We start from the raw sequence: 25,266 nt of genomic DNA on the forward strand, positions 1-25,266 counted from the left end.
GCCAAGAATCTTAAGTTCTGTATAGCCGCTGTTTTTGTGGTGTGTCAGCGGGATAACCACATTGTTTTATGATATCTTCCCATATCACCAAAAGAAAAACGGAGTTTCACAGCAGGAAACTCCGTCTTTGTTATCTTTTCTCAGTTTATCACATGCTCTCAGGGCAGTTTATCTTAAGCATACCCAGTATGTTCGCGATTATCTGCTTAACAGCCAGCGAAAGTGACAGTCTTGCCTGCATAACGTTCTCAGGCTCGCCCTTTATGCGGCATGCGTTGTAGAACTTGTGGTACAGTGTCGCAATATCCACCGCGTACTTGGTGACCTTTGCAGGGTCGTAAGCCTTAGCCGCATCGTTTATTGTGGTCGGCAGAGTTGCCATCAGCTTCACCAGTTCCAGTTCTTCCGAAGTGTTCAGCGCCTCAGCCATCTCATCAGTGAAAGCCTTCGCCTCAACGCCCTCTTCTTTCAGCTTCTTTATTACCGAGCAGATACGCGCGTGTGCGTACTGAACATAGTAAACAGGGTTCTGGCTGGAATTTGAGATGGCAAGGTCAAGGTCAAAGTCGAACTGTGAGTTCGGCTCTCTCAGGTTGAAGAAAAATCTTGCCGCATCTATCGGTATCTCCTCCAGCAGAGTGTTCAGCGTTATCGCCTTGCCCGAACGCTTCGACAGCTTGTATGTTTCGCCGTTCTTTACAAGTCTTACCATCTGCATGATGACAATATCCAGCTTCTTCGCATCAACGCCCAGCGCAGTCATAGCCGCCTTTAGTCTTGGTATGTAACCGTGATGGTCAGCACCGAAAATATCTATCGCCTTGTCGAACTTTCTTTCAGCCAGCTTGTTGTAGTGGTAAGCTATATCAGGCACGAAATAGGTCGGTATACCGTTGTCGCGCACCAGCACCCTGTCCTTTTCATCACCGAATTCGGTGGTCTTGAACCACAGCGCACCGTCCTGTTCGTAGGTATAGCCGCTCGCTTTCAGCTGTTCGATGACCTTAGCCACCGAGCCGTCATTGTGCAGTGTGCTCTCCCTGAACCATGTGTCATATTCTATGCGGTACTTTGCAAGGTCGTCATGCAGACCTTGTATGTTCTTGGGCAGTGCATAATCGACCAGAGCCTTCTTGCAGTCCTCTTCGGGCTGTGCGCTGGCTATCATGCCGTACTCATCAAAGAAATTCTTCGCATGTGCGATTATATCCATGCCCAGATAAACATCGTCAGGCATCGGGAATTCGGGACGGTTGCCGTCTTCGCCGTATATCTCCTTGCAAAAAGCGTCCAAATCAAGATTTTTCGCAACTATCGCCTGACCCGCCTCACTGCATATCTGCATGTATCTCAGCCTCAGCGATTTGCCGAACTTCTCTATCTGATTGCCCGCATCGTTTATGTAGAACTCTCTCTCTACCTCGTAGCCCGCATACTCCATAACAGCCGCCAGACAGTCACCTATAGCACCGCCCCTTGCGTTGCCGATGTGCATCGGACCTGTCGGGTTTGCAGAAACGAATTCCACCAGCGCACGCTTGCCCTTGCCAAACTCGGTCTTGCCGTAATCAGCGCCCGCATCGAGCACAGCCTTTACCACCGACGCATACCAGCCCTTGTTATAGAAGAAATTTATAAATCCGGGACCTGCTATCTCGACTTTCTCAAAGCAGCTGCCCTCAGTCACTATCTTGCCGACTATCGCCTCAGCTATCTTGCGGGGCGCATTGCGGAAAGGCTTTGCGCACACCATCGCCGCATTGGTGGAAACATCACCGTTCTTTGAGTCAGCGGGTATCTCTATGTTAAAAGCAGGCACAGCCTCCGCAGGGAAAACGCCCTCTGCCACCAGTGCGCCCATAGCATTCATCACAAGTTCTCTTGCCTGTGTAAATGACTCGTTTATCAGATCATACATTTTCAATTCCTCCCTTTATCTCGGTCTTACTTCTACTTCTATCTCAAAAACTCCCACCAGACTTGAATTAACATCAACCACGTAGGAGAAAGCCAGTTTTCCGCCGTTTTCGTCCAGCTTGACAGCTATCTTCTGCGCCTCGACCCCGACTTCAAAATTGCCGTACTGTGTGCCATAGATGCAGTGATGCTTCTCGCCCATTTCAATGACCATATTCGAGGTAACGTTCCCCGTTCTCGCCATGACCACCTTTGTATCCCCAAAACTTTCAAGCCTTGTCACACAGCCATCAAAGCCCGTAGCTTCGCTCTCTTCATACTCAACAGCAAAGCCGTTCTCAGTAGCTTCCAGCGTCCCCAGCGACATTATCTCTGTCATCTCAGGTTCACTGCCCCGCTCTTCAAACTGTCGGCTCACCAGCCTTATATCGACTTCCCTCTTATCCAACTTCATTTTCCTTTCCCGTCAGTACAGGTCACACTTCTCCACAGTTCCCGCAAAACTCTCGCCCAGAAAACGCTCAACGTTCTCCGCGAAAAGTTCCGCGCTGTCAGTGCAGTAGAGTTTCTGACTGCCCGTTTCTTCCCTCTCTGCCAGTTCGTCCGCGAAAGTCAGCGTCTTCACCGCATATCTTGCCAGTTCCGCACTGGAAGATATCAGCTTCACGCCCTCGCCCATTATGTCCGATATGACATCTGCCAGATGGGGATAGTGGGTACAGCCCAGTATCAGTGTATCCACCTGCTCGCGCTTCATACATTCGAGGTATTCCTCCGCAAAGAACCTTGTAGGCGGGCAGTCAAGCCCCACATAACCGTTCTCCACCAGCGGCACGAACATCGGGCATGCCTTGCCCACCACCTTTGCAGACGGGTCGATGCTGCGTATCACCTTGCCGTAGCTGCCGCTCCTTATGGTGGCACCTGTGGCGATTACGCCTATCTTTCCGTTTTTGGTAGCCGCACATGCCGCATGCGCCGCAGGTATGACCACGCCGCTGTATACAGGTTCCGTCTTTCCCGAAAACTCAGGACTTGACATTATAACGCTCGATGCGGTGCCGCATGCCACCAGTATCATCTTGACATCATGACCACGCAAAAACTCCATATCCTGCGCGGTATATCTCGCTATCGTTTCCTTGCTTCTCGTGCCGTAAGGAACTCTCGCCGTGTCACCCAGATAGACTATATCCTCATGAGGCAGCAGCTTGGTCAGTTCCTTGACACATGTCAGTCCCCCGACACCCGAGTCAAAAACGCCTATCGGTGCATTATTCATAGTCCACTTCCGATCTGTCCAGCGCCAGCTTTATCAGCCTGTCCTCCTGCTCGGCATAGCTTATGCCTGCATGTTCCATCAGCTTCGGGTACATGCTTATCTTTGTGTGACCCGGCAGCGTGTTTATCTCGTTGAGTATCACTTCGCCCTTGTCAGACAGGAAGAAGTCCACCCTCGCAAGACCGCCGCAGCCCATAGCCTTGAATGCCCTTACAGCCACATCGCGCACTTCTTCGATGACCTTTTCATCGACCATTGCGGGTATGTAGGTCTTTGATGCTGCGTTATTGTACTTCGCATCATAATCATAGAACTCATTTGCAGCCGCTATCTGTCCCACAGTCGAAGCGAAAGGCGTGTCATTGCCCATTACGGCACACTCCAGCTCCACACCCTTGACTTCCTGCTCCACAACGACCTTCTGATCGTGGGTGAAAGCAGCCTTGATGCCTGCTTTCAGTTCTTCAAGGTCGTGCGCCTTGGATATGCCCACCGATGAACCGCAGTTCGCAGGCTTCACATACATCGGGTAGCCCAGTTTCTTCTCCATCAGTGCGCACTTTTCGTCCAGTTCAGCCAGATCGCGGTATATCATGCTGATCCACTTGGCAGTCTTTATGCCGTGTGCTTCAAGTATAGTGTGTGTAACATCCTTATCCATGCAGCATGCGGAAGATATCAAGTCACAGCCCACGAAAGGCACCTCTGCCATCTGGAAAATGCCCTGGATAGTTCCGTCTTCACCGTTCTTGCCATGCAGTACAGGGAATACAACATCTACCTTGATATTTGAATAGCTGCCGTCCTCTTCCAGCTGTATGAAACCGCGATGGACAGGATCAGGGCTGAAAATGCAGGCGAGATTGTCGGGGTGGTCTGTCCACTTGCCGTTCTCGATATCCTCAGTACTGCCCATGTATCTCAGCCAGTGACCTTTCTTGGTGATGCCGATGCAAATGACCTCATAGCGGTCAGAATTTTCATTGATACTGCGTATAACATGTGCCGCCGATACTACGGAAACATCATGCTCATTCGACTTACCGCCGAAAACAACGGCGATCTTTAGCTTTGCCATAACAAAACGTCCTTTCATGAAAATATTAACTCAATTTAATATTATACCACATATTTATGTCAATTGCAAACGATTATCCCGAATAATAAAAATTTTACATTTCCGTATACTTCCCCGACCTGCCGATTTAAGAGCATTCATAAACACTTTGCAGAATATTCTCCAACAGCATCATCAAGCATTTATAGCGATCCAACTATTTAAATTCACAAGATCAGGTCGCTAAAGCTCGGATCTATGGGTTTTGTGACCGGATTTTGTCTGAATTTTAAGGCGGATTGATATAGTTAATAATATAAAATATTATGTATACTATTGCTAATTATATAAAAATATGATATAATCCTTTTAAGAGGTGACACCAAATGAAAATTATCCGAGCCGCCACCACTGCCGCGCGGGCAGGCGCATATTACGTGCGCATACAGGCTATGGCAAAGAAATATCACATCACGCTGGAAGAAGAGTTTGACGAGCACGACACTCCCGATACGAAGTACATCGTTATCCTTGATGATGACTTCCCTGTTGCCACCTGCCGCCTTTATGCCGTTAACGAAAATACCGTCATGCTTGGCAGAGTGGTCGTTCTGCCCGAATATCGCGGCAAAGGCATCGGCAGACTTGCCGTCCGCTCCGCAGAAGAATGGTCAGCCGAACTGGGCTTCACCATTGCCACTCTTGAAAGCCGCGAGGAAAAAGTCGGTTTCTACGAAAAACTCGGCTACACTGCCGATTTTTCAAAAGTCATCAGCGGCGGAACTTTCCGCTGTATCCATATGGAAAAAGCACTTACATGATATCCCCGCACCAACAGCACCTAAAATAAGGAGGTCCCACACTATGGCACTATCCACCGAACCGTTCATGCTTGACGGCGACAGCATGATAAATAAATACTACCACAGGCACGACCTGCTGAACGGCGCATGGGTCACGCTGAAAAGCGATTTTTCACTGTACATAAGCGGCTTTGACTACACCATGCGTGCCTACGATAAAGGCGAACTCACAGCCCGCTTCCGGTTTGATACAGAAGGCACACAATCTGATTTTCCGCTTTGCATCATGGGTACTGAAAAACTCACAGACCATAGTGGCGAACCGCTGTTCATACTGAATGATATGCACTTTTCAAACGGCACCATCACAGCCCATCTTTCCCGTCTGCCGGAAAACTCCCCCATCACCATAGAACTTGTCAGGGCAAGCAATGTTCAGGAGTAGCACCTGCTGTAATTGTCAGTATGGCTATTCCTCTGACACACAATATTAAACATCTTTTCAGCGGACATTATAGCAATCCGCCTTAAAATTCAGACAAAATCCAGTCACAAAATCCATAGTTCCGAGCTTTTGCGACCGGATTTTGTGAATTTAAATAGTTGGATCGCTATAATAATAGTTGGTGGTTCTCATTCCCCGCCGCAGGCGTGGAAAGAAAACATCTCAATAAATGTTTCTTGTTGTCCCTTTATTCTTAAATTGTAAGTACTGCATAAAAAATCCCCTGAAAATTTTGTTGTGTTCTTCCTTACGATTTCCTTAACATTCTGCCGTACAGTGTTGCATTTGGTCAAAAGCTGTGTTATTATATTAGTTATAGAACGACATATGACTATCCCTTTAGCACACCAGCTGAAAATGCTGTAAACAAAAGGATAATTGAGCACCATACGCCAACCACCTTAAGTTCTGTAAAACCGCCGTTTTTGTGGTGTGTCAGCGGGATAACCACGTTAAAAAATACGGCTATCCCTTTAGCACACAGGCTTAAAATGCAGTAAAAAGATAGCATCAACACGATTTTTCATTGTTATACGGCACTTTGTATCGGTGTGTTAAAGAGATGACCATGTCATCAGAAAGAAAAAGTATAAGAACAATTTCAGGAGGCGATAAGATGGGAAGCCGTGAAAACGGATACATCAATTACGGCGGATATAACGCCAATTTGCAGGGTACATATCCTTCTCGTCAGAACTACAACATACCACCACAGACATTTGGAAGCGGCAACATCCCGATGATGGTGCATGACACGCACAGCATCGACCTTAAATGCCCTAACTGTATGGGCAACAGGATACTCGACAATGCGAACATGGTGCTGAAATGCCCCTACTGCGACAGCAGAGAGGTCATACCCGCCGAACTTATCTCAGACTAAAGAAGACTCTTCGGCATACCCGAACCCGCACCGCAGTTTGTACAGCCCAACCAGCCCAACAACTGGCAGCCCGTCCAACAGAATTATCCGCCCTATTACTCACGCCCGATGGGTGTTCCGCAAGGCGGCTATGTACCATACACGAAGCCCCGCAAAAGGCGCACATTGCTCTGGATTTTGGGTTGGCTTTTCATCTTCCCGCTGCCGCTGACCATACTTCTTCACCGCAGCAGAAAACTCCCCGCCGCAGTAAGGTATCTGCTTATCTTTATCGCATGGATAATCTATTTTAATTTTAATATGATGAATATGTGATAAAAAAGAATATGGTTATCCCTTTAGCATACCGCCACAAGTGCTGTTTAATATGGAATCACCGTGTTTATATTATTCCCCCCGCCTGCGGTGGGTGGAAGGATGATCGATAACTATTTCAAATTCTGATATAACAATGATCGATTTGGTGTGTCAGCGGGATATCTAAAAAAAGAATATCATCTTCATCAAGACACTTCCTGCCTTTCGGCGGAAGTGTCTTTTTTCCGCTCTGCATGGGGCTTTTATCATAAAATTTTTCAATACATACTGTTTCTTAATAAAATGTTAAACTATTCAGCATTTTAATATGCTATAATTTGTAGGAATAAGTACCTTTCTCCCATTTCAGAACAGGAGGATCTCACATGAAAAAGACAAGTGCAAAATTTCTTGCTGCTGCGGCTGCGCTCTCACTGATGATGCAGACTGCTGTCATCGCAAGCGCGGACAGCGCATCAGCCGAACAGAACGATATATCTGCACAGATAATAACAGAAACAGACAGCCTTGCCACCGATGAGGAAGATATCTCAGATGGCGATACCACCGATGGCGAATATGCACGCGGAGATGTCAATAACGATGGCAGAGTCAATGTCACCGATGTTTCAAGGGCGGCGGCGCACATAAAATCTGTCAAGCCGCTGGACGATAAAGCGCTCAAAGCCGCCGATGTCAACCTTGACGGCTCGGTAAATGTCACCGACCTCAGTACACTCGCCGCACATGTCAAAGGCATGCGTGCTATGGACTGGCTCGAAAAGCTGGAAACTGTCCCCGATGAGGAAATAGTCACAAAAACATCAGCTTATAAAAAACTCGATGATATAATCACCCTCAAAAAAGACCTTACCGTCAGCTGGGGCGAGGTGGACGGTGCCGCCGAATATGATGTAAACATCATAATAAACGGCAGGGAGAGAACTCTCCTGTCAAACGGCAATAAATCTTCCCGCAAAATAACAGCAGACATGCTGGGCAATGCAGACTTCGCCACCGTAAAGGTCAGCCCCTACAAGTATTACAATACTCCCACAAAACAGGGTGTCAGAAGCTACCTCGACGGCTATGAATTCGATATACTGATAAAACCCGCAGACCTCAAAGGCAGTCTTAAAACGGAACATACCCGCCCGCTGTCTGTGTCGCTCAGCTGGCAAGCCGCTGGCGATGCTGAGTTCTATGAAGTCTACTGCACCGTTGACGGTAAGGAGAAACTATTCAAAAGGGTAAACACCACAAACTGCACCATGCAGGTGCTCGCAGATAAAGACTACAGCTTCCGCGTAAAAGCTGTCAACGACATCGCGCGCGATGGCAAGACCACTACGCTCACTTCCGATAACTCGCTGACCGCAGAACTGCATACACTGCCCTATTACGAACTAGCCGCAAAAGTACTCGACCGTGTCGGCTGGGACTTAAGAGCCGCTTTTAACTGGAGCAGTTCGGCTCTGCCCTATTACTCTATGAATCAGGACGGTTCATGGGGCATGGAGGGCTATGCGGATTTCGGCTTCTTAAATGGCAAGGGCAACTGCTACGTAATGGCGGCGACTTTCTGCGAAATGGCTAAAATGCTGGGCTATGATGCCCACCAGATAGCAGGCTACACACTGAACGCCTATAATCAGAACCCTCACGACCATTCATGGGTCGAGATAGATAACTACAACGGTTCGGGCATCACATATATATTCGACCCCGACCTCACCAATGAACGAGGAGCTGAGGGATTTGCGATACTGTACCGTTCACCGGGCTCGTATAATTACGATATAAACCACCTGTTTAATACAAGAAGGATAAGCTGACAATCGTCAGACAAAGTATGGAGGTAAATACAATGAAAGACATGAAAAGATTTTTAGCGCTGGCACTTTCTGCCGCTATGACACTCGGCATGACTGCCTGCGGCGATACCGAAAAGACCGACAGCAAGTCTGCTGACAGTTCAAAGCCTGCCGCATCTTCCGCCGCTGAGGAAAGTGCCCCCGAAAGCACAGCCGAGCCTGAGAGCGCCGCTCCCACCGAAAGCAAGGCTGAATCAAAAGCAGAAGAAAAGCCAGCCGCCGAAGAGGAAAACCTGAAATACATCGGTGAGAAAGATGGCGAGAAGAGCACCTACTCGGTAAAACTCACCAACGGCACCGAAAAGGATATCGTCGGCTTTGCCATCAGATACGGCGATGACGAGTTCGGTGAGAACCTCCTGCCCGACGGCGAAGATTTTGTCGCTGACGAATCAAGGATGCTCAACTACAGCCATGTAGTCAGCGGCGATGTAATGACCATTGGCGATTTTGAGGTCGAGATAACCTTTGATGACGATAAGTCTTTTGTGCTTCACGGCTTCCCTCTCACCAATATGCTTGAAGGCGAGATAAGACTCATGGACGACTACGCTTTCTTGGTCTACACCAACAAGATAGGCGACAGCAAGAATACTATGGAGTCTGAGGCAAACGCAGCCGAAGAAGCACGCAAGGCAGAAGAGGCTAAGACTGCCACCACGACCACCACTACAACTGCCCAGCCCGAAACTGAACCTCAGACAGAAGCTCCGACAGAAACACAGGCGACCGAAGCCCCTGCGGTTACAGAAGCCCCCGCCACCGAAGCACCCGCTGAAACAGATGCCGCACAGTCCCCTGAGGGCGGCTGCATGGGCGACGACGCTTTCACTTTATGATATGGGTAAAACTAAAGAAAATAAGTCAGGCAGGATACTCTATATGTCCCGCCTGAAAGCCCTTGCCTGCCTGTCGATAATCATTTTTCACGGCAGCTATATGGCAACGGCTTTTGCCGTAAAACAGGGCGCAGACGGTCAGCGAGTTCAGGATACCGAACTGATGACAGTTCTTATGTCGGTGCGCAACCTGTTCATGTGGGCAGTACCCGTTTTCGTCATGGTGACGGGCGCACTGCTGCTTGATGAAAAACGCAGTATACCGCTGAAAAAGCTGTTCGGCAAATATCTGCTTAGGGTGGTCATAGCCCTTTTCGCAGCGGGCGAGATATTCACCCTCTACGACCATCTGGTCTATTTCAAGGACTTCACCCCCCACCACCTGCTTGACGGTCTAAAAACTGCACTGCTGAACCGTTTCACCGCCACAGGCAACAGCTGGTCGCACACATGGTATCTCTATCTTATGATAGCCATTTACCTCTCGCTGCCGCTGCTAAGACCCATCGCCAAAGCAGGCAAAAAAGAAGTCCTCTACGCCATAGCCCTCTGCTTTGCATTCGGGGCAGTCGGCAGTACCATCGACTTCTTCTTCGGTGTGCAAAGCCCCGTCTATTACATCTTTATAGACGGCATTTACCCCATGTACCTGTTCGCAGGCTTTGCCATACATAACGGCAAACTGAAGATACCCCGCGCCGCCGCAGTCATGACGACTGTCATCAACGCAGGTGCTATCCTCTGGGCGACCTATTACCGTTTCCACACCACAAACGAAGAACTGGCTTCACAGCTTAAAAATTCGGTGGAAAAATACAGTTTCCCATTCGTGGCACTGGCGGCACTGTCCATATTCGCACTGTTCAAAAGTTCTGACAGCGGTAAAGAGATACCGATACTTGACAAGATAGTTTCAGAGGTCGATAAATGTTCTTTCGGCATCTATCTGATACATATGCTGGTCTACAAGCACATCTTCGCCGTCATGAAAACAGACCCCTTTGCAAACGGCGGCTTTCTCACGCTGTTGCTGATAATGCTTGTGACTTTTGTGATATCCTACGCAGTCACAAGAATTCTCAAATTCATACCTTTTGTAAAGAACATTGTATAAAAATATCCCCGAAGCACCTTTTCAGCGCTTCGGGGATATTTTTAGTAAACGACATTAAAAATTATGGTTATCCCGCTGATACACCACAAAAAACAACGATTTTACAGAACTTAAGGTGGTCGGCATATCTTTCCCTCCCCCTGCGGCAGGTAAAGATATACGCCAGCCACCTTAAATTCCGTTAAGCCACATCATAATATCAACTTTTAAAATGGTGTGCTATTCAGCGCTCACAGCCACAAAAATAACAGCGTCAGTGAGCGCTGAATGTAGAAATAAATATGTCGTTTACTATAAAAATAGCTATAAATCATTTTAACACGGCAAAGCCTTCCTTATCAATATACAAAAGCGGCACTCCCCTTTAAGGGAATGCCGCTGTATCATGTTCACTTGTTATCAGAGTTATACATGTACTTGCCTTCAAAGTCGCTCAGCGGCATAGCCTTGTCAAAAAGCCAGCCCTGTGCCTTCGTGTAACCGCTCTGGCAGAGTATCGCCGCCTGCGCATCAGTTTCAACGCCCTCAAAAATGATGTCCTTGTTTGCCGTGTCTATCAGACTGCACATATTCGCCACAAAATCACGGTCATTCTTGTTGCGCTCGATGTTGTCGATGAAAGACTTGTCTATCTTTACGATATCCACAGGCGCATTCATCAGCACGCTCAGCGTCGAATACCCGATGCCGAAATCGTCAATGCTCACCTTGAAGCCCTCATTCCTCAGCCTTTCCATCACCGAGAACAAAGCCTGCGTATCACCGGAAAAGCATGATTCGGTTATCTCTATCTCCACAAAACTCTTGTCAACATCGAACCTGTTTGCGGTATCGATCAAGTTCTCCACAAACTTAGGCTGAGTTATGTGGTGCTGGCTGAAATTCACCGATATCGGCAGAAGAACTCTGTCATCGCGCTTCCACTTTTCCAGCGTCCTCAGCACCTCTTCATAAATGAAGAAATCCAGTTCATCGATGTAGCCGACCTTTTCCAGCACAGGTATGAACTCGAACGGCATCTTGTAAGTACCGTTGGGATTTCGCCATCTCGCCAACGCCTCAGCACCGATGATGACCCTCTTCTCCAGATGGAACTTTGGCTGTAAGAACATCTCTATCTGCCTGTTTTCCAGCGCCGCATGCAGTTCGTTGCAGATGGACTGTTCATACAGCTTCTGCATTCTCATTCTCTGTGAATAGATGCCGCACAGTATGCTTGACGAATGCTTTACACTGCGCCTTGCAAGATTTGCATTGTCGATAGCGGTGTTAAGTTCCACCTCACCATCAGGCAGTATGTACATGCCGCAGGATATGCGAATGTCGCCCGATGGGAACTTCAGCTTCTGCAAAGCGGTGAAACTGGTGTTTTCCACCTCAACGCTCTTTATCAGTTCTGCCCTTGACTTTGCGCGGCACAGCGTTATGAAGAAATCCGAGTAGATGCGGCAGCCCATCACATAAGTGCTGCCCGCCTTAAGGCATTCCGCGAAATCCCTAAGCATCGTATTGCCCGTTTCGTAGCCGAAATTCTCATTGACATACGAGAAGTCGTTTATGTCAGAATATACCAGTGCATAAATATATCCCTCTTCCCGCCTGCTAAGCAGATTGCCCGCCTGCTGGGTGAACCCCTTGCGGTTGTAAAGCCCAGTCAGCTGGTCTGACTGCAACAGATACTTGATGTACTCCGAGTCGCTGTCAGCCTGACTTGTCAGCGTTTTCAACTTCTGAATGTTCGCCAGCCGCCCGAATACCTCCATGACCTCGCCGTTCTCGTCCGCAAAGCTGATATAAGCATCGCTGTACCAGCAGTAGTCATCATCATACGCCTTAGTGCGGAACTCCATAGTCCCCTTTGTGGGCTTTTTCAGAGCCTTTTCCCACTCATCGAAATAAGCCTTCACATCATCGGGGTGCATGAATTCCTCAGCCGCCCTTCTGCCCAGAAAATTCTCCAGACAATTGTCATAATCCAGCCTGAACCGCGTTATGCTGACCGTCAGGTGCATCAGGTCATGCTTTACATCATACTGATAGTACACATCATCGGTGTTTTCGGCTATCATGTGAAGTTTTTCCTGCTGTTCGGTTATCTGCCTCATGAGTTTTTTCTGTGCCCCGTCCAGACTGTCATGACACCTGCAATCGCTTATCACCATCTCCACGCGGGAACAGTCCCTCACATACCCACAGCAATGTACAAACAGCGAACTTCCGTCACGGCAGTTCATCGGCTGCCTTATGCAGAATACCCTGCCCTCTTTCGCCGCATCGTTCAGTATCGTTTCAGTGTCCTCACGATACGCCCTGTCAAAAAGTGAAAATACCGTAAGTTCATTCTCTCTGACATAGTCCTGACTGTACCCTGTGAACCCGAAAAGGTCATCGTCCACCGAAATTATCCTGCCGCCGTCATTCATATCAAAAATGCACAAGCCGGCTTTAAGTCTGTAATTATCGTCCATCATCTCACCCCCATACCCTAAAGGGAAAACTTCACCTGTTAAGATGATTATATCATATTAGAGTAAATATTGCAATAGGGTGAATTACTTTTTAGCTTTTTTACACAATTTTGACTATTAATTTTTTACAGTTCACCGAAGGTAAACTTCCCGTTCTCAAAAATAAAGTAACTGTGAGCCGAATTTTCCTTAGGTATGGATATCGAGCCGGGATTAATATAAGTAAAATCCCCGCAGTCTTTTATTACAGGCACATGTGTATGCCCATGCAGAAGAATATCACCCTTGCCCAGCGGCGGTAAATTATCGCAGTTGAATTTGTGCCCGTGTGTGGCGAATATTGTTGAACCGTCCGCATATATCAGCGCATATTCTGCCATTATCGGAAAATCCAGCACCATCTGATCGACCTCAGTATCGCAGTTGCCCCGCACACAGAGAATGCGGTCTTTAAGCGGATTTAGCATCGCGATGACCTTTTTGGGCGCATAATCCTGCGGCAGATCGTTTCGTGGACCGTGATAGAGTATATCTCCCAGCAGTACCAGCTTTTCAGCTCCGCTTTTCTCAAAGGCGCTCACCATCTTTTCGCACCAGTATGCCGAGCCATGTATATCAGAAGCTATAAACAATTTCATATTATCACACTTTCTATGGTTATTTCCTGTCAGTAACGGACTGCGAGTATCGCTTGCCATTCTCTTACACATTGCAAGCCCCACCCGCCCGCCCACGAGATCTGAGCCTTGACTACTTGCCGCCCAGCGCCGCTTTCATAGCCGACACCAGATACAGCGACCCGCAGACAAGCGTCAGACCGTAAGCGTTGCCGCATTTCATATCTTCGTATTCTTCTAAAAGACTTCCCACAGCCGCACGAGCCTTGCCGCCCGACTCATTGATAAGCGCCGCCAGCTTGCCCGCATCTTCAGCGCGGTCGGAGAAACCGTCAACAGTCACAAAGCTGTCCACGAACGGTATTATCTCCCCCAGCGCCGACCGCATGTTCTTGTCACCGCACATACCAATTATCGCATGTACAGGCGCTTTGTCGCTTATGACCTTAGCCAGTGCCCGCATGCCGTCAGGGTTGTGACCGCCGTCCAGCATGACAAGCGGCTTGTTCGAAAGTATCTCCGTCCGTCCGGGAAGTACCGCCGCCGCGATGCCCTTTGCTATGTCATCATCACTAAGCCCCAGCTTGTCCGCAAGTAACCTGCACCCCTCAATGACAGAAAGCGCATTCATCACCTGATGCTCCCCCGCCATCGAAGTCCGCACCGCCAGTCCGCCATAGTTGAACAACGTCGTGTGCAGTCCCCTGTGCAGCACCTCCAGTTTGTCTGTATCGGGTATAGCAAGCGCAGCACCCATCTCATCAGCCTTTTTCCGCACTACCTGCCCGACAGCCCCGCAGTTGCCCGCACTCAGCACACAGGGACACCCCCGCTTGATGATGCCCGCTTTCTGCTCCGCAATAAGTTCCACCGTGTCACCCAGTATCGCCGTGTGGTCGAGGTCTACCTTCGTGATTACTGTCAGCAGCGGTTCTTTGATAACATTCGTGCAGTCCAGCAGACCGCCCAGCCCCGTTTCCAGCACGACCACATCACAGACCATTTCCTCAAAGTACAGGAAAGCTATCGCCTGTGTTATCTCAAACTGCGAAAACTCCGCCTTTTCGGGAAGTTTATCCACCACCCCGCGAACCTTATCCACAAGCCGCTCAAGCGCCTCTACGCTGATGTTCTCATCGTTCACCTGTATGCGGTCAGCATACTCGATTATGAACGGCGAGGTAAAAAGCCCCGTTTTCAGCCCCGCATGCACGAACACCCCGTCAAACATTCTCGCCGTCGAACCCTTGCCGTTCGTTCCCGCGATATGCACGAACCTCAGCCGCTCCTGCGGGTCACCCAGCGCCGCCAGAAGCCTGCGTGCTCTCCCCAGATCCTTTACAGGCTTTCCCGAATGCGAAAAGCCGAATATATACTCCAAAGCAGGAGAATTATTGTACTCAAACATTTTTGCCCTCCATAAAAAATCCCCGCAGGACAAGCCTACGGGGAGAATATTTAACTGTTTGTATCGAAACCGCCGCGATTGAAGAACAGTTCTCTGATAGCCAGAGCGCAGCCCGACAGGAAGCGGTGCTTGTCCTCGATGATAGAAGTTTCTATCTTGCCCGCCACAGCAGCACCCGCAATTTCATTCAGCGCATTTCTGATGCGGTTGAAATCGTTCTCGTTGTTGGTGTGGTTGGTGAAGTGGTGCAGTACTATCTTCTGTGGATTAGTCGAGAAGAACAGGTTGTTTATCAGCACAGCTGTGAGCCTTATCTCGCTGTCAACGACCTCTCTTACCGCAGGATCCTCCTTGTCGTAGGCAGCCTGTACCATGTCCATATTAACATTCTTGAAGTTGCCTTTCGATACCTCATACAGATAAGGTGTCTTCTCAGCCGAATATACCTTATCCAGCTTCAACAGCGTAGCCGCAGGAGTTATCTCATTCTCGACACAGCCCCTTCTGCCGCACTTCTCACATGTCCTCTCGCTGTAAGGATTGATTATCATCTTGTCAACGAATCCTGTTCTGTTATCGTATGAAACGATAGGTTCGTTCAGATTGGTCACAACGAAGTTCATGTTGTTGCCGTACTGCAAAAACGCGATGTTCTGTCTGTTGGGATCCTTTGTCTTAAGGAAGTCGATGTTCGCCATCGCTGTGCCCTTTACAGAGTTGTCGAATACCAGCGGCAGATCTGTATAACTCTTGATGATGCCGCGCACCTTTGTGTAATCAGGTATACCGTCCCTCACATCTATGCCCAGCTTGTCATACATAGTCGGGAAAATGCCGAAGCCTATACCCAGTATCGAACTCTTGTCCAGACAGTTGTCTGCCAGAACTTCCTTTATAGACTTTCTTACAAAGTCAAATATAGCATTGTATTCAATGGTATGGTCGATCGAGAGATTTCTCTTATCCAGCACCGCACCCGCCAGAGTAGACAGACCCACGCTGACGATATCCTCCTCGATGGTGACACCGATGACGAACTTGTAGTGGTGGTTTATGTCTATAAGTATCTTCTTTCTGCCGCGAGGTGCTTTTTCAGTGACATGCTTGTACTCGCCTATCTCCTGAATTATGCCCTGCTCTATCATCTCATTGGTGATGATAGTAACAGCCGCTCTCGTCAGTTCGAGGGTGCCTGCGATATCTATTCTTGATGTAGGACCTCTCTGCTTTAGTATTTTGAGGACCTGCATTCTGTTTCGTCTTTTCAGGTCCAGCTTGCTTATACCATGCTGCTCCATATACGTATATCCTCCGATGGTCTGTTTAATATGCTTTCAACGATTTAATTATATCAGATAATTATTAATCTGTTATGAACATTCGATTATCATTTAACCATCAATGCAAGTTTTACATTTTGTTAAAACTCTTATCCCTTTAGTATAAATCACACAAAATCGACACTGCATGTTGTAAAATATGTCCAACACACAGTCATTTTTGGCAGACCAAATAACATATTCTACCATATTTTATATTTCACCGAGCTGTCGCCGCAAAATAAAAACAGCACCCCCGCCTGTAGCGAAAGTGCCGCCTGTCATCATTTTGTCCCGCCGATCAAAGCATCTGCGACTCGTCGATGTCGTCCTCGACCTCGCCGTTAAGTATAGCCTTAAGAGCCTCCAGTTCTTCATCGGTCAGTGTAACGCCCTTAGCCATTCTTGTGTGATCTGGCGACCAATCTCTTATGTCGTACTTAGGTGCATGCTCGCCCCAGCTGACTTTGTTGAGTTCCTTAGTCCAGCCCTTAGCATTCTCTGAAAGCACACCAATGTGCTCCACGATCTCAAATTTCAATTCTGCCATAATAGATCTCTCCTTTATTATCAGCCGTTGATGTCATCATCATCGGCAATGTTGTCATCTTCCGCGCCGCTCTTCCTGCGGTGAGGTATCTTCTCAGCCACCCTGTCAATGGGTCCCAGCGTGCCGTATTCGATGTAATCCAGCACAAAGTCAGCGAGTTTCTTTCTGAAAACTATCATCAGTGCGATAAGTTCTACCAAGAACAGGAAAATGCCCAGTTCAGCCGTTACCAGCGTCCCAAGAAATACATCAAGCGACACCACAGCCGCCGCGATGTATATTTTTCTCCTGTACTTGACTATCGGTGCCGCCCACATTACGAAAAGCAGTCCGCCGCCCAGTTCCGGCGCTATCAGAAAGCCCACCAGCGCCGCACACACCACTCCGCACACGCTGAATATCTTCGGCGCATCTATGTGGAAGCCGAACGCATATCCTGCCGCCAGCAGTATCATCAGCGGTATCGCCCTGAAAAGTATGTTCAGCCCCGCGAAAGCCACCAGCCCCGCCGCTATGAGCGACAGCTTCTTCGTTCCCAGCGAAGTGACCTTCTCCGCGATGCTCTTCGGCAAAAAGCGGAAGAACAAACTGCTTATGGCTTCCATGTTTATCACGAACACCGCACAGAACAGCGCCAGCACTATCATATAGAATATCTTGTGGTGCCACATATCAGGCTCTATAAGCAGTATGCCCGTCATTATGACTATCAGCACATTGCTGACTATCATCTTGCGTATATCTATCCTGAAAGGTATTATCTTTCTCGTGTCAACAGCGCGTATGATGAACACCGTCAGGTAAGCCGCCACCGTCGAAAGAGGCGGACCGTACAGCCCGATGGTCGGTATCAGCACTATGTTAAGACCCACATTGATAACGCCCGATATAACGCTGGTCACCAGTGACCTTTTGGTCTGCTTGCTCGCCAGATATATACTGCCCATGAAAGTTGTCTGGCATGAGAATATCGTCGAATATATCAGCAGCGGCGAATACTTCACGCAATCGCGCACCGATGCGCCTATCCATACGGCAGTTATCGGCTGTACCACCAGCAGACAGCCCGCCGCCAGTATATAAAGCAAACTCTGGTTGAAGTCGAATACCTTCTCATAAAAGGTATCCCTGTCCTCCGAGTCGTTCTCGGTTATGGCAGACATGTTCCAAGCCTGCCCGAACATCATGTACACCGTCGCCACAAGATTCGGTATCTTGTAAGCCGCCGCAAGAACGCCGTTTCTGCCCTCACCCAGATAGTGGGTGGTCATAAAGCTGTCCGAACCGTTGGTTATCAGCCACAAAAGCTGCGCAGGTATCAGCGGCACAGCGTATTGAAGCATCGTCGTAAGCAGTTCGCGGTCGATATCCTTAAAGTCGATATACCTCCACAGCTTCGCCGCTATGGTAACGAACACCGCTGTTATAGCGTCGGAAAGTATCGTACACAGCAGGTACTTCTCTATACCTGTACCCGCCCCCAGAAAATCATCGGGCAGTACCAGATAGAACAGCACCATGAACAGCAGCGTGAAAAACGTCGCGATTATTCCCGCCACTGCGAACAATCGGACTTTCTCCATCGCCCGCACGAAAGTCGTATAAAGCGTTTTTATGCCCGACATGAACACATATAGGAAAAGCAGTATCGTGTACCCGCTTATCCACTTATCCGCGACCCCTATCAGCCGCACCAGCCCCAATATCACCGCAAATGCGAGCATGCCCGCACCGCAGGCAAGGTTGCCCAGTGTAAAGACTTTCTTCTTGTCGTAAGCCTTGTCAAGCCCGAAGCGTATTATAGCTTCGCTGATGGTCAGTGTCGCGAGGGGTATCATCCAGTTGGCTATCATGGTAAGATTGTCGGTCTTGCCCTGCTCCGCACTGGTCAGATGATTTGTATATATCGGCACAAGCAGCAGTACCAGCACTTTTGAACTAAAAGAGCCGATGGCAAAAATGATGGTGTTCATCATCAGTTTGCCGTAGCTTGAGCCTATCTTTTTCTCGTGCATTATAATTTATCCCTCATATCATTGGAAATACATCTATTATTATAACACATCTCTTCTATTAATGCAACTTTTTTAAAGACAAATTTTCCTGCACATTTTAACCGTTTTTTGGATATGTCATTTTTTGCCTGACATTCCCAGCCGCCCGAAACGACCTCACGCCTGTTCATCAAGCGTAAGCCCGTAAGCGGGTATGAATTCCTCCATGAAGACCTCCACTTCGGGCAGACCCAGTGCGTGAATGGCTTCAACGGTGGCTTTCTCGGCAGATGCGAAGTCTGCGTTGCCCATTTTGCGTTCTTCGATGCACTTTATCAGCGCCGACAGCTTGTCAGCCCCCTTGACCAGCTTCCACAGTTCAGCCTCTTCCTCCGTGTGACCCAGCAGAGGTTCATAATACTTTTTCAGGTCATCGGGCAGATAGGAGATAAGCGTGTTCTTCGCCTTTTCCTCCACTTCATCGTAAGCACCCTTTATCTCCTTGCTGTAATACTTTATCGGTGTCGGAAGGTCGCCCGTGATTATCTCGGTGGTATCGTGGTACATCGCCAAAAGAGCGCACCGCTCAGCATTGACATTCCCGCCGAACCTCTCATTCCTTATCAGCGCCAGTGCATGGGCGATAAACGCCGTTTCCAGCGAATGTTCGCTGATATTCTCCTTGATGGTGTTGCGCATCAGCGCCCAGCGGTTTATGTACTTCATACGCGAGATGACCGCAAAAAATCTGTCCATTATTTTACCACCTCTATCTTGTTAAGCTCCTGTATCAGCACGCATACATACTTTGTCAGTTCAAGGTAAATGTTCGGGTCAACTTTCAGTTTCTTGTCCTCATGCTTTACAAGTTCAAAACTAGCTGAAGGGTTTTCAAACAATTCTTTTACACTGTGATGATCCATTATCTTCTCTATAAGACTATTTAACTGTTCATTCTCTTCCTTCTTCTTTTCCTTCAATGTGATGTATTTCTCTATCATTGGTTTTAGTATATTTTTATCATTCTCCGAAGGCATAAACCGATAGTGTTCCCACTTTTTTCCATTAGTGATAATACCCTCGCCAAATGTCAATAAATGCCCAAGGAACTGTATACGGAACTTATCTTTATCTATTGATTTCTTTATTTCTTTGACTTCAACACAAAAACGTATCTTACTTTTCTCTGTGTCTTTATCTTTTTTTGAATTATCATAATCAAGATCATTCCGCACTATCGCAATATCGGATACACCGCCGCATGTACCATAAACCGAGTCTTTCTTCATACGATCAATAATAACAGGCTCATATCCGATGCAGTTTTCAAACAATTCGTCCAGATACATGAACACCAGTGCCTGCACACCGCTTTCCAGCGGAGCCGGAGCTGTTCTATATGTTCTTCTGAGCAGTTCTTCATATTTCCTATAATTCATCTCTGACCTCCCAAATACAAAAGAGCCGCGCATCAACGCGGCTCTTGTCTGTCATTCTACCGATATGATATAGTAATAAACAGGCTGTCCGCCGTTTATCAGGTTTACATCAAGTCCCGAAAATTTCGTGCTTATCTGCTTGTACAGCGCCTCAGCCGCATCATCGGTGACATCAGCACCGTAAATTATGGTGATGTACGAACTGTCACCCTTTACCAGCTTCTTCGTCAGCTTGAAAGCCGCCTTAGCAAGGTCTTTCTCAACAAATGACAGCTTGCCGTTGTCCATCGCCAGTATCTCGCCCTGCTTGATATCTCTGCCCTCATAGTCCGAGTCCCTGGCGGCAAAGGTTATCTGTCCTGTTGAAACTCTCTCTATCGCCGCAGTCATCTCGATGCGGTTCGTGTTGAAGTCAGCTTCGGGGTCAAAAGCCAGCATAGCCGACATGCCCTGAGGTATCGTCCTTGTCTGCAATACGCATACCTTTCTGTCAGCCAGCTTGACAGCCTGTTCAGCCGCCATGATTATATTCTTGTTGTTTGGCAGAACAAACACCGTCTTTGCGGGACAGCTCATTATAGCCTCTAAAATATCCTGTGTAGATGGGTTCATGGTCTGACCGCCCTTGACCACGCAGTCAACGCCCACATCTTTGAACAGCGCCTCAACGCCGTTTCCCGCCGCCACAGCCACAAAGCCGAAATCCTTCTCCTGCTCGGCAGGAACAAAAGTGCTCTTCGCCTTTTTCTGCTCCTTCTCGTGCTGTAACTTCATATTTTCAACCTTTGGGAAGTTTATATACCCGAACTCCAGACCCTTTTCGATAGCCTTGCCGGGATTGTTGGTGTGTACATGTACCTTGATTATCTCGTCATCGTCCACCACCACAACACAGTCACCGATGGTTTCAAGATAAGCCCTCAGCTTGATGGGGTCATCGCAGTCAGGTTTCTTTGTTATCAGCATCTCGGTGCAGTAGGTGAAGTTTATCACCGCATCATACTGACCCACTACCGATGAGAAAGTATCAGTAGTGACAGCATCTTCAACGTGGTTATGCTGGTTCTGTACAGCCGCCTGAACTGTCTGCTCGACTATCTCGCCGCCGTCAAAAACATCGCGCATAGCCTCGAATATTATCACAAGACCCATGCCGCCCGCATCGACAACGCCCGCCTTAGCCAGCGCAGGCAGAAGTGTCGGGGTCTTGTCCAGCGTTTCACGCGCCTGAGTGCATATGTCAGCCATTATCGCCCTTACATCATTGGTAGACCTCAGCGATGCCCTTGCCTTTTCAGCTGCCTCTCTCGCAACAGTCAGTATAGTGCCCTCAGTGGGCTTCATAACAGACTTGTACGCGCCCTGAACGCCAAGTTCCAGTGAATTTACAAGGTCTTCCGCCGACATCTCGTTCTTGCCCGCAAGCCCTTTCGCAAAACCCCTGAATATCAGCGAAAGAATAACGCCCGAGTTGCCCCTTGCCCCCCTCAGCAGGCAAGAAGCCGCAGTGCTTGCAACAGTGCTGCAAGCCACGCTGTCTTCAAGGTTTTCAAGTTCAGCCACCGAGTTATTTATTGTCATGGACATGTTGGAACCTGTATCGCCGTCAGGCACAGGAAAAACGTTCAGTTCGTCCACCGATTTTTTCTTGTTTGTGATACTGTGCGCACCGCTGATGAATGCGCGGCGCAGCATATTTCCGTTTATCACTGTTCTTTCCTCCTATATCATCTATGATCCGAAAGACTGTGCCATGATTCAGTCTGTCATTTCATCAACATAAACGTTGACCGCCTTGACCGACACACCCGCTTCATTGGTCAGCGCATAATTGACTTTATGTATTATGCTGTCCACGATAGCGCCGACATTCACACCATAGGTGACAGTTATGTGCAGGTCAACCACCAGTTCATCTCCGTCCTGCGAAATGATAACGCCTTTGGTCGTATTCTCTCTTTTCAGCATAGCGTAAACGCCTTGTTTTGCGCCGTATGCGTTAAGCCCCGCCACACCGAAGCAGTTTTCTGCCGTAGCAGAGATCAGTTGCCTTAAATAGCCTGTAGATATCCCGATAGTGCCGAGATGATTTTTTATCTTTATCATACAAACGCCTCCCTTTATCAGCTTACGGTTATCAGTGACTATTATAGCACATTACAGCACATTTTTCAAGGGTTTACACAAACTTTTCACGGAAATCGGTTTTCGCGAAATGCAGAGATACGCATAAGTGTAACGATGATAAATAATGGCGCTAGGTGTATTTTCCCCGCCGCAGTCGGGGAAAAATACACAAAAATACAGCATGATGCGATATCCCTGCGGAACAGATCGGCTTTTTATTCGTCCGCTTTCCCACAAAACAGCTCCATACCGTAAACACCGCCCGCATATCCCCGCGAAGCTGCCAAATTTTAGTATATCACGAAAAAAGGTCACCCAAAATACTTGAAATGCCGCGCCTGTTGTGCTATAATACAGTGTAGTTATCCTGCTGACACACCACAAAACAGCGTTTTATTGCAAACGACAAGTATTTCAGTACATTCAGCGCTCACAGCCGCACGCATTCGGCACAGTAAATGCTGAGCACCGTGTCTGCGGGCGCTGAATGCAGAAATATAATAAATGTTTCGTTTACCATAACAGTCAGTGACGGTGGTTTTCACCGAAAAGATGACCTGCCGTTATTTTAAGCGGTGTGCTGAAAGGATGATCTGCAATGTGATACTGCGCGGGCTTATCCCCCGCCGCCGAGTGAAAGGAGAAAATCTATGAAAGTCACATTCAAAAGAATGCTGAGCCTTGCCGCAGCAGGTGCTATGACGCTCTCTGCGATGCCTGTACTGACAGCTTCGGCAAAAGACGTGTCAAAAATGACACCCTTCGAGATAGCCGCCGATATGGGCGTGGGCTGGAATTTGGGCAACACACTGGATTCCCATGACGGCACTAACCACAAGAGTCTGGGTCTTAATGCCGAAACTTACTGGGGCAACCCCAAGACCACAAAAGCGCTGATAGATGCTGTCAAGGCAAAGGGCTTCAACACTATCCGCGTACCTGTTACCTGGTATCCCCACGCTGATGCGAATTTCAATATCGACACCGCATGGATGGACCGCGTAAAAGAGGTCGTTGACTGGTGCATAGACGAAGATACCTACGTTATCCTCAATATCCACCACGAAGAGTGGAACACACCCACCAACGCCAATTACTCCGCCGCTTCAAAAGAACTGAAAGCATTCTGGAAGCAGATAGCAAAAGAATTCGGCGGATATGACCGTCACCTGATATTCGAGGGCATGAACGAACCCCGCAACTACGGCGGCGCTCACGAATGGGACGGCGGCACAGCTGAGATGCGCGAAGTCATCAACAAGCTGAACAAGGATTTCGTAGATACCGTCAGGGCTACAGGCGGCAAGAACAGCGACCGCTGTCTTATGATACCCACTTATGCCGCAAGCAATACCTCTGCGGCGATGAAAGCACTTACTTTCCCTGATGACCCTAACCTGATGGTGTCGGTACACTGCTACTCGCCGTACAACTTCGCGCTGAACAACAAGGGCACTTCAACTTTCGGCAGTTCACAGCAAAGTGAACTTGACAGCGTATTCAGTGCGATAAACAGCACTTTCCTACAGAAAGGTCACGCTGTTGTCATCGGAGAATTCGGTGCGACCAACAAGGATAATGACAATGAGCGGGTAAAGTGGGCTGATGCTTTCGCGAAAAAGGCTAAAACTCTGGGACTGCCCATAGTGATCTGGGATAACGGCATAAAGTCATCTTCCGACCACGCTGAGGCTTTCGGTCTGATAAACAGAAAGACATGCGCATGGAACGAGGCTTCTCTGCCGATGGTAAACAAGCTGATCGAAACCTATTACGGCACTCCCGCACCTTCTGCACCTGTTTCGGGCGACAGAGAAACTATCTACACAGGCAGCCTTTCTGCCAGCGAATGGACACCCTCAGAGGCAGTTGCATTTGACTTCTCAAAGATGACCGCAGGCAGCAGCATAGCAGTCACCTACGACACAAACGGCGTTGCCCCCACACTGATATTGCAGGACGATGACCCCTGGAAAGTCTGGGCTAAGGTCGAGCCTTACTCGATCATGCTGAACGTTGCTTACTACAGCTACAGCGATATCGCCGCAGCTTATGCAGAAGCATACAGGTCTGCCTACGGCAAAGACCCCTCAAAGCCACTCTACAACGCTTTCCAGATGTTCATTTCTGCTGAGAACAACGGCACCGCAGGCGCAAGCAAGATAGAATTTATCCCTGCGCAGGCAGCTTCTTCAAAGGTAGATATAGCCGACTGCTACATCACCCTATCAGAAAAGTCATACATCTATGACGGCACTCAGCACAAGCCCGAAGTAACCGTGACTTACCGTGACAGGATGCTTCACGCGGGCACAGATTACACCGTTGCATACAAAGGCGGCACCGAGATAGGCAACGGCAGTGTGACCGTTACAGGCACAGGCGACTACACAGGCAAGACCACCATCTCATTTGCAGTTGACCCCGCCGACATCAGCGGTTACAAGCTGGGCGATGTGAATTTCGACGGCAAGATAAATGTCACCGATATCACACTCACAGCAGCCCATGTAAAGGGCGTAAGTTCACTTAACGAGAACCGCCGCAAGGCAGCCGACATCAACGGCGACAACTCCATCAATGTTAGCGATATCTCCCGCATAGCAGCCCATGTCAAGAGCATAAAATCGCTCCCCGACAAAACTATTGCAGGATAACATAACAACAGATGCGCAGCCCCGAAAAGGCTGCGCATTTTTTTCTTCTCCAGTGATTTCGGTATTGCGGTGTTTTAAAGGGTTGACTGCGTCATTGATTTGTCGCTTCGCAGGCG

General features: G+C 48.4%; 21 protein-coding genes. 7 read left to right on the forward strand and 14 right to left on the reverse strand.

Annotated elements, in window-relative coordinates; all coding sequences use genetic code 11:
- Positions 1 to 148: 148 nt before the first annotated feature.
- From argS to CUS_RS06205, 4 genes are read right to left on the reverse strand one after another with little or no spacing between them, the layout of a single operon-like run.
- Positions 149 to 1,918 (reverse strand): arginine--tRNA ligase, encoded by a 1,770-nt coding sequence (gene argS / locus CUS_RS06190; protein ID WP_002848629.1) that lies wholly within the window; start codon positions 1,916 to 1,918, stop codon positions 149 to 151.
- Positions 1,919 to 1,933: 15 nt separating this feature from the next.
- The gene (locus CUS_RS06195) at positions 1,934 to 2,371 is read right to left on the reverse strand and encodes a DUF1934 domain-containing protein (protein ID WP_037276731.1); all 438 of its coding nucleotides are present in this window, start codon (positions 2,369 to 2,371) and stop codon (positions 1,934 to 1,936) included.
- Positions 2,372 to 2,383: 12 nt separating this feature from the next.
- Positions 2,384 to 3,199, reverse strand: a complete 816-nt coding sequence (murI, locus tag CUS_RS06200) for a glutamate racemase (RefSeq protein WP_037276733.1) — start codon at positions 3,197 to 3,199, stop codon at positions 2,384 to 2,386.
- Complete coding sequence (locus tag CUS_RS06205) at positions 3,192 to 4,277, reverse strand: D-alanine--D-alanine ligase family protein (protein WP_002848241.1); 1,086 nt, start codon at positions 4,275 to 4,277, stop codon at positions 3,192 to 3,194. Before CUS_RS06205 ends, murI begins: the two co-directional genes overlap by 8 nt.
- 365 nt (positions 4,278 to 4,642) lie before the next feature.
- On the opposite strand from CUS_RS06205, the gene CUS_RS06210 reads away from it, so the two are divergent.
- From CUS_RS06210 to CUS_RS06245, 6 genes are all read left to right on the forward strand, one after another.
- Complete coding sequence (locus CUS_RS06210; protein ID WP_002848486.1) at positions 4,643 to 5,077, forward strand: GNAT family N-acetyltransferase; 435 nt, start codon at positions 4,643 to 4,645, stop codon at positions 5,075 to 5,077.
- 43 nt (positions 5,078 to 5,120) lie between these two features.
- Positions 5,121 to 5,504 carry a hypothetical protein gene (locus CUS_RS06215; RefSeq protein ID WP_002848212.1) on the forward strand — a complete coding sequence of 128 codons (384 nt, stop codon included), beginning with the start codon at positions 5,121 to 5,123 and terminating at the stop codon, positions 5,502 to 5,504.
- A gap of 676 nt (positions 5,505 to 6,180) precedes the next feature.
- The gene (locus CUS_RS06225) at positions 6,181 to 6,447 is read left to right on the forward strand and encodes a hypothetical protein (protein WP_002848318.1); all 267 of its coding nucleotides are present in this window, start codon (positions 6,181 to 6,183) and stop codon (positions 6,445 to 6,447) included.
- A 683-nt stretch (positions 6,448 to 7,130) separates the two neighbouring features.
- Positions 7,131 to 8,579, forward strand: coding sequence for a dockerin type I domain-containing protein (locus CUS_RS18550; RefSeq protein WP_002848562.1), 1,449 nt, complete (start codon positions 7,131 to 7,133; stop codon positions 8,577 to 8,579).
- A 32-nt stretch (positions 8,580 to 8,611) separates the two neighbouring features.
- Positions 8,612 to 9,457: a hypothetical protein gene (locus CUS_RS06240; RefSeq protein WP_002848419.1), complete on the forward strand. Its 846-nt coding sequence runs from the start codon at positions 8,612 to 8,614 to the stop codon at positions 9,455 to 9,457.
- Between the two features lies 1 nt (position 9,458).
- On the forward strand, positions 9,459 to 10,571 hold the full coding sequence (locus tag CUS_RS06245; RefSeq protein ID WP_002848223.1) for an acyltransferase: 1,113 nt from the start codon (positions 9,459 to 9,461) through the stop codon (positions 10,569 to 10,571).
- Between the two features lie 389 nt (positions 10,572 to 10,960).
- On the opposite strand, the gene CUS_RS06250 is transcribed toward CUS_RS06245, so the two are convergent.
- From CUS_RS06250 to CUS_RS06295, 10 genes are all read right to left on the reverse strand, one after another.
- Positions 10,961 to 13,039, reverse strand: coding sequence for an EAL domain-containing protein (locus tag CUS_RS06250; protein ID WP_002848475.1), 2,079 nt, complete (start codon positions 13,037 to 13,039; stop codon positions 10,961 to 10,963).
- Between the two features lie 125 nt (positions 13,040 to 13,164).
- Entirely contained in the window at positions 13,165 to 13,677 is a 513-nt protein-coding gene (gene yfcE / locus CUS_RS06255; RefSeq protein ID WP_037276736.1) for a phosphodiesterase, read from the reverse strand.
- A 112-nt stretch (positions 13,678 to 13,789) separates the two neighbouring features.
- Complete coding sequence (locus tag CUS_RS06260; RefSeq protein ID WP_002848626.1) at positions 13,790 to 15,064, reverse strand: bifunctional folylpolyglutamate synthase/dihydrofolate synthase; 1,275 nt, start codon at positions 15,062 to 15,064, stop codon at positions 13,790 to 13,792.
- A gap of 50 nt (positions 15,065 to 15,114) precedes the next feature.
- Positions 15,115 to 16,362, reverse strand: a complete 1,248-nt coding sequence (locus CUS_RS06265; protein ID WP_002848278.1) for an ROK family transcriptional regulator — start codon at positions 16,360 to 16,362, stop codon at positions 15,115 to 15,117.
- Positions 16,363 to 16,684: 322 nt separating this feature from the next.
- On the reverse strand, positions 16,685 to 16,933 hold the full coding sequence (locus CUS_RS06270; RefSeq protein WP_002848330.1) for a YdbC family protein: 249 nt from the start codon (positions 16,931 to 16,933) through the stop codon (positions 16,685 to 16,687).
- 20 nt (positions 16,934 to 16,953) lie between these two features.
- Positions 16,954 to 18,948, reverse strand: a complete 1,995-nt coding sequence (locus tag CUS_RS06275) for a polysaccharide biosynthesis C-terminal domain-containing protein (RefSeq protein WP_002848659.1) — start codon at positions 18,946 to 18,948, stop codon at positions 16,954 to 16,956.
- Between the two features lie 156 nt (positions 18,949 to 19,104).
- Positions 19,105 to 19,683, reverse strand: coding sequence for a 5'-deoxynucleotidase (gene yfbR / locus CUS_RS06280; RefSeq protein WP_002848524.1), 579 nt, complete (start codon positions 19,681 to 19,683; stop codon positions 19,105 to 19,107).
- Positions 19,683 to 20,366: a hypothetical protein gene (locus CUS_RS06285; protein WP_002848210.1), complete on the reverse strand. Its 684-nt coding sequence runs from the start codon at positions 20,364 to 20,366 to the stop codon at positions 19,683 to 19,685. The genes yfbR and CUS_RS06285 overlap by 1 nt, the downstream gene beginning before the upstream one ends.
- A gap of 51 nt (positions 20,367 to 20,417) precedes the next feature.
- Positions 20,418 to 22,076, reverse strand: coding sequence for a DAK2 domain-containing protein (locus CUS_RS06290; protein ID WP_002848510.1), 1,659 nt, complete (start codon positions 22,074 to 22,076; stop codon positions 20,418 to 20,420).
- 48 nt (positions 22,077 to 22,124) lie between these two features.
- A complete protein-coding gene (locus tag CUS_RS06295) occupies positions 22,125 to 22,472 on the reverse strand; it encodes an Asp23/Gls24 family envelope stress response protein (RefSeq protein ID WP_002848201.1) in 348 nt (115 codons plus the stop codon).
- A gap of 671 nt (positions 22,473 to 23,143) precedes the next feature.
- On the opposite strand from CUS_RS06295, the gene CUS_RS20030 reads away from it, so the two are divergent.
- Positions 23,144 to 25,150: a cellulase family glycosylhydrolase gene (locus CUS_RS20030; RefSeq protein ID WP_002848543.1), complete on the forward strand. Its 2,007-nt coding sequence runs from the start codon at positions 23,144 to 23,146 to the stop codon at positions 25,148 to 25,150.
- Positions 25,151 to 25,266 lie beyond the last annotated feature (116 nt).

Source organism: Hominimerdicola alba 8 (assembly GCF_000178155.2).
Lineage (GTDB): Bacteria > Bacillota > Clostridia > Oscillospirales > Ruminococcaceae > Hominimerdicola > Hominimerdicola alba_C.

Excerpts from the sequence above, each read along its gene's own strand:
- CUS_RS06225 (WP_002848318.1), top strand. The coding sequence starts at position 6,181 with ATGGGAAGCCGTGAAAACGGATACATCAATTACGGCGGATATAACGCC.
- CUS_RS06250 (WP_002848475.1), bottom strand. The coding sequence starts at position 13,039 with ATGGACGATAATTACAGACTTAAAGCCGGCTTGTGCATTTTTGATATG.
- CUS_RS06260 (WP_002848626.1), bottom strand. The coding sequence starts at position 15,064 with ATGTTTGAGTACAATAATTCTCCTGCTTTGGAGTATATATTCGGCTTT.
- CUS_RS06275 (WP_002848659.1), bottom strand. The coding sequence starts at position 18,948 with ATGCACGAGAAAAAGATAGGCTCAAGCTACGGCAAACTGATGATGAAC.
- CUS_RS20030 (WP_002848543.1), top strand. The coding sequence starts at position 23,144 with ATGAAAGTCACATTCAAAAGAATGCTGAGCCTTGCCGCAGCAGGTGCT.
- murI (WP_037276733.1), bottom strand. The coding sequence starts at position 3,199 with ATGAATAATGCACCGATAGGCGTTTTTGACTCGGGTGTCGGGGGACTG.
- yfcE (WP_037276736.1), bottom strand. The coding sequence starts at position 13,677 with ATGAAATTGTTTATAGCTTCTGATATACATGGCTCGGCATACTGGTGC.
- CUS_RS06295 (WP_002848201.1), bottom strand. The coding sequence starts at position 22,472 with ATGATAAAGATAAAAAATCATCTCGGCACTATCGGGATATCTACAGGC.
- yfbR (WP_002848524.1), bottom strand. The coding sequence starts at position 19,683 with ATGGACAGATTTTTTGCGGTCATCTCGCGTATGAAGTACATAAACCGC.
- CUS_RS06245 (WP_002848223.1), top strand. The coding sequence starts at position 9,459 with ATGGGTAAAACTAAAGAAAATAAGTCAGGCAGGATACTCTATATGTCC.
- CUS_RS06205 (WP_002848241.1), bottom strand. The coding sequence starts at position 4,277 with ATGGCAAAGCTAAAGATCGCCGTTGTTTTCGGCGGTAAGTCGAATGAG.
- CUS_RS06265 (WP_002848278.1), bottom strand. The coding sequence starts at position 16,362 with ATGGAGCAGCATGGTATAAGCAAGCTGGACCTGAAAAGACGAAACAGA.
- CUS_RS06240 (WP_002848419.1), top strand. The coding sequence starts at position 8,612 with ATGAAAGACATGAAAAGATTTTTAGCGCTGGCACTTTCTGCCGCTATG.
- argS (WP_002848629.1), bottom strand. The coding sequence starts at position 1,918 with ATGTATGATCTGATAAACGAGTCATTTACACAGGCAAGAGAACTTGTG.
- CUS_RS18550 (WP_002848562.1), top strand. The coding sequence starts at position 7,131 with ATGAAAAAGACAAGTGCAAAATTTCTTGCTGCTGCGGCTGCGCTCTCA.
- CUS_RS06215 (WP_002848212.1), top strand. The coding sequence starts at position 5,121 with ATGGCACTATCCACCGAACCGTTCATGCTTGACGGCGACAGCATGATA.
- CUS_RS06210 (WP_002848486.1), top strand. The coding sequence starts at position 4,643 with ATGAAAATTATCCGAGCCGCCACCACTGCCGCGCGGGCAGGCGCATAT.
- CUS_RS06195 (WP_037276731.1), bottom strand. The coding sequence starts at position 2,371 with ATGAAGTTGGATAAGAGGGAAGTCGATATAAGGCTGGTGAGCCGACAG.
- CUS_RS06285 (WP_002848210.1), bottom strand. The coding sequence starts at position 20,366 with ATGAATTATAGGAAATATGAAGAACTGCTCAGAAGAACATATAGAACA.
- CUS_RS06270 (WP_002848330.1), bottom strand. The coding sequence starts at position 16,933 with ATGGCAGAATTGAAATTTGAGATCGTGGAGCACATTGGTGTGCTTTCA.